General features: G+C 65.1%; 4 protein-coding genes. 3 read left to right on the top strand and 1 reads right to left on the bottom strand.

The annotated features are described in order from the left end of the window. Positions 1-309: 309 nt before the first annotated feature. Positions 310-579, bottom strand: a complete 270-nt coding sequence (rpsO, locus tag GSQ79_RS01110; RefSeq protein ID WP_158806899.1) for a 30S ribosomal protein S15 — start codon at positions 577-579, stop codon at positions 310-312. A 505-nt stretch (positions 580-1,084) separates the two neighbouring features. On the opposite strand from rpsO, the gene rimP reads away from it, so the two are divergent. The 3 genes from rimP (at position 1,085) to GSQ79_RS01095 (ending at position 4,382) form a co-directional block, all read left to right on the top strand. After that, on the top strand, positions 1,085-1,900 hold the full coding sequence (rimP, locus tag GSQ79_RS01105; protein WP_158806898.1) for a ribosome maturation factor RimP: 816 nt from the start codon (positions 1,085-1,087) through the stop codon (positions 1,898-1,900). A 56-nt stretch (positions 1,901-1,956) separates the two neighbouring features. Beyond that, a complete protein-coding gene (nusA, locus tag GSQ79_RS01100; protein WP_158806897.1) occupies positions 1,957-3,546 on the top strand; it encodes a transcription termination factor NusA in 1,590 nt (529 codons plus the stop codon). A gap of 185 nt (positions 3,547-3,731) precedes the next feature. Then, positions 3,732-4,382 (top strand): RNA-binding protein, encoded by a 651-nt coding sequence (locus tag GSQ79_RS01095; RefSeq protein WP_158806896.1) that lies wholly within the window; start codon positions 3,732-3,734, stop codon positions 4,380-4,382. Positions 4,383-4,409: the final 27 nt, after the last annotated feature.

The following is a 4,409-nucleotide window of genomic DNA, read 5'->3' as shown; positions in this document are numbered from 1 at the left end:
TGCGGCCCCGACCGTGGCGGGCGCCACAACAAGACGGCGAGAGGCTGTCACGATCCCCTCATGGTGAGGAGCCTGCGGAGCAAGCGTCTCGAACCAGGAGGGATTGCGGCCCGCCCTCGTGGTTCGGAACGCATTCCCGGGGGAATGCTCCTCACCATGAGGGCTGGTACGACAGCGCCTGGCGATCCTGCCATGGCACGGTGGTCGGTGCTCTTCGTCTGGGCGCAGAAGGCCCAACAAACCCGGCAGCCCATGCCGCCGGGATCTAATAAAAACGGCGCGGCGGGGGCCGCGCCGAGGGATTGAGACCTAGCGGCGGATGCCGAGGCGCTCGATGATGCTCTTGTAGCGCGGCTCGTCCTTGCCCTTGACGTAGTCGAGGAGCTGACGGCGGTTCGACACCATCTTCAGAAGACCGCGGCGCGAATGATTGTCCTTCGCATGGGTCTTGAAGTGGTCGGTGAGGTTGGTGATGCGCTCGGTGAGGATCGCGATCTGAACCTCGGGCGAGCCCGTGTCGCCGACCGTGTTGGCGTATTCGGTGATAAGCGCCTGCTTGCGCTCTGCGGTGATCGACATCGTGGTTCCTTTCGAGGTTGGGAGGGCCCGCCGCCGATCGAGATCGGATGGGACGGGCTGGAAAAACGCTTGCGACGCGCGCCGGGCCGGGATGTCGTCCAGCCGGGTGCATGGGGAAGCGGGCGTCTGCCAGAGGCGGAGCGCTAGGGCCTTATACAGGTTTTTGGGATTGGGGGAAGGGGAGGGGTTTTGAAGTGCCAAGTGCCGCCCCTTTGATGTCATCCTGGCCGGAGCGAAGCGGAGAGCCGGGATCCATGAACACCGTTCGAAGAACCGAACACCATGTTGAAGCCTGTCCTGCATCCGCGTTTTCATAGATCCCGGGCTCGCGCTTCGCGCGACCCAGGATGACATCGCGGGGACATGCCCGGACAACCGCCGCACGCCGCCCTTGCCCCCGCCCCCCAACCGCGCTACATTCGCTTCCATCAACCTCATCGTGAACCGTTTGAGAGTGGGCCCTGCCGGACCCGCTCTTTTTTGTATCCGGAAGCCCGTACCGCCCTTGAGCGACCAGACTCCCCCAGAGCAAGGCCAAAACCTTGCCGACAAAACCCTGCTCGACGAACCCCGCCTCGCCACCGAGTCCGGCGTCGCGCAGCATGTCGCCCGCGTCGCGGAGCCGGTGTTGCGCGACCTCGGCTTCCGCCTGGTGCGGGTCAAACTGTCGATTTCCGGCATGACCATTTTGCAGATCATGGCCGAGCGGCCGGATGGCACGCTCAGCGTGGAAGATTGCGAGAAGATCAGCGAGGCGCTGTCGCCGGCCCTCGACGTCGAGGATCCCATCAAGTCCGACGCCTACCGCCTGGAAATCTCGTCGCCCGGCATCGACCGGCCGCTGGTCCGCGTCTCCGATTTTCAGCGCGCCGTCGGCTATGAGGCCAAGATCGAGATGCTCAAGCTGATCGAGGGGCGCAAGCGCTTCCGCGGCACCATCGACGCTTTCCATGAAGGATCCGCAGACGAAACCGTGCCCGCCATCACGTTCACCCGCACCGACACCAAGCCGGGCGAGACGGCGACCGTTACCCTGCCCATCGCCGATATTTCGGACGGCCGCATCATCCTCACCGACGAGCTGATCCGCGAGACCTTCCGCGCCGCCAAGGCCGCCCGCGAGGCGGCCGGCCTGCCCGAAGAAGAGGACGAAGTCCCCGACGCGGACGCGCCGGTCAAAGGCCCCGGCCGTTTTGCCGCGCGCAACGCCGCCAAGGGCAAGCCCGTCCTGCCGCCCGGCCTCCAGGCCGCCTTCAAGAAGAAACCCAGGACAGGCCCGCCGGCCCGTCCGTCCCAGCCCAGCGCGCGCAAGCCGCACTGATTTTAAACGCCCGGCGCCCCCGCGCCGCCAAGACACTGAGACCGAGGAGAACTGCGATGGCGATTTCCGCCAACAAGCTCGAGCTTCTGCAAATCGCCGACGCCGTCGCGCGCGAAAAGAACATCGACCGCCAGATCGTCCTGGAATCGATGGAAGACGCGATGCAGAAGGCGGCGCGCTCCCGCTACGGCCAGGAGACCGAGGTCCGCGCCGAGATCAACCCGAAGACCGGCGAAGTCCGCTTCTCCCGCCTGCTGCTGGTGGTCGACGAGATCGAGAACGACGCCACGCAGATTCTCCCCGCCGACGCGCGCAAGAAGAACCCTGCCGCCGAAGTCGGCGACTGGATCGCAGAAACCCTGCCCCCCTTCGACTTCGGCCGCATCGCCGCGCAATCGGCCAAGCAGGTCATCGTGCAGAAGGTGCGCGAGGCCGAGCGCGACAAGCAGTATGAAGAGTTCAAGGACCGCATCGGCGACATCGTCAACGGTGTCGTCAAGCGCGTCGAATATGGCAACGTGATCATCGATCTCGGCCGCGGCGAAGCCACCATCCGCCGCGACGAGGCAATTCCACGCGAGCTGTTCCGGCCGGGCGATCGGGCGCGGGCCTATGTCTACGACGTCCGCCGTGAACAGCGCGGCCCGCAGATCTTCCTCTCCCGCACCCATCCGCAGTTCATGGCGAAACTGTTCAAGCAGGAAGTGCCGGAGATCTATGACGGCGTGATCGAGGTCAAGTCCGTCGCCCGCGATCCCGGCTCGCGCGCCAAGATCGCCGTCACTTCGCGGGATTCCTCCATCGATCCGGTCGGCGCCTGCGTCGGTATGCGCGGATCGCGCGTCCAGGCCGTGGTGAACGAGCTGCAGGGCGAAAAAATCGACATCATTCCCTGGTCGCCGGACAGCGCGACCTTCATCGTCAACGCGCTGCAGCCGGCCGAAGTGGTCAAAGTGGTGCTCGACGAGGATTCCAACCGTATCGAAGTCGTTGTGCCGGATGATCAGCTGTCCCTGGCGATCGGACGCCGCGGCCAGAACGTGCGTCTGGCCTCGCAGCTCACCGGCTGGGACATCGACATCCTGACGGAGGCGGAAGAGTCCGAGCGCCGGCAGAAGGAATTCAACGAGCGCACCCAAACCTTCATGGGCTCGCTCGACGTCGACGAGGTTGTGGGCCAACTGTTGGCCTCGGAAGGCTTTCGCTCGGTGGAAGAACTGGCCTTCGTCGAGTCCGACGAGCTCGCCTCCATCGAAGGCTTCGATGAGGACACCGCCACCGAGATCCAGACCCGGGCGCGCGACTATCTCGCCAAGATCGACGCGGAGCAGGATGCCAAGCGCGTCGAACTCGGCGTGCAGGACGAGCTGAAGACGATCGAAGGCGTGACGCTGCCGATGCTCGTCAAGTTCGGCGAGAACGACGTGAAAACCATCGAAGACCTCGCCGGCTGCGCCACCGACGACCTGTCCGGCTGGACGGAGCGCAAGGCGGGCGAGTCGACGAAACATGCGGGCTTCCTCGACGGGCTGGAAATCTCGCGCGAAGACGCGGAAGCGCTGATCATGCGCGCCCGCCTCGCGGCAGGCTGGATCGACGCGCTGCCGGAACCGGCCGAAGAGTTGGAAGAGGCTGTCGAGGAGTAGAATTCTCCCTTCTCCCACATCGTGGGAGAAGGTGGCCCCTACGTCAGTCGGGGTCGGATGAGGGCGGTGACGGATAGACACGTTCGAGGGCGGGCACACCGACGTCCCTCATCCGACCCTCGCTCACGCGAGGGCCACCTTCTCCCGCAGGCGGGAGAAGGGAACGGCGAGATGAGTGGACTTTGATGCCAACACCCAAGGACGACGAGACCGGGCCGGAGCGCACATGCATCGTCACCCGGCAAAAGGCCGATCCCGAGACGATGATCCGCTTCGTCGTCGGCCCGGACGTGACGGTGGTGCCGGACATCCGGCGCAAGCTGCCGGGCCGCGGCGTCTGGGTCACCGCCAATGCCGGCATTGTGGCGCAGGCGGTGAAGAAGTCGTCTTTCGCCCGCGGCTTCAAGACCAAGGTTTTGGTGTCGCCGACGCTGGCCGCGGATACCGAAGACTTGCTGGCCCGCGACTGCCTCCAGGCGCTTTCGATGGCCAACAAAGCCGGGATCGTCGTGGCCGGGTTCGCCAAGGTCGAGTCCGCCATCGCAGGCGGCAAGGTCGGCGCCATCCTCCATGCGACGGATGCCGGCGACGACGGCATCCGCAAGATCGATGGTGCGATCCGTCGCCAGTACGGCGATGCGACTCGCCCCGTTTCGATCAAACTCTTTGCCTCCCTCCAATTGGATTTGGCTTTGGGGCGCACAAATGTAATACATGCAGCGCTCGCCGCGGGCCCGGCGAGCAAAGCATTTCTGACCCGATGCCAAAGGTTGAGGATCTATCGATCCGAGGTATCGCTTGAAGTGAGCGCGGACGCTACGGCGGAACCCGCGTGAATTGGCGTTGCCGGGCCTTGCCCGGCT

It is taken from the genome of Beijerinckia sp. L45, from assembly GCF_009765775.1.
Lineage (GTDB): Bacteria > Pseudomonadota > Alphaproteobacteria > Rhizobiales > Beijerinckiaceae > RH-AL1.
This window is presented reverse-complemented; position numbering and strand designations above follow the sequence as displayed.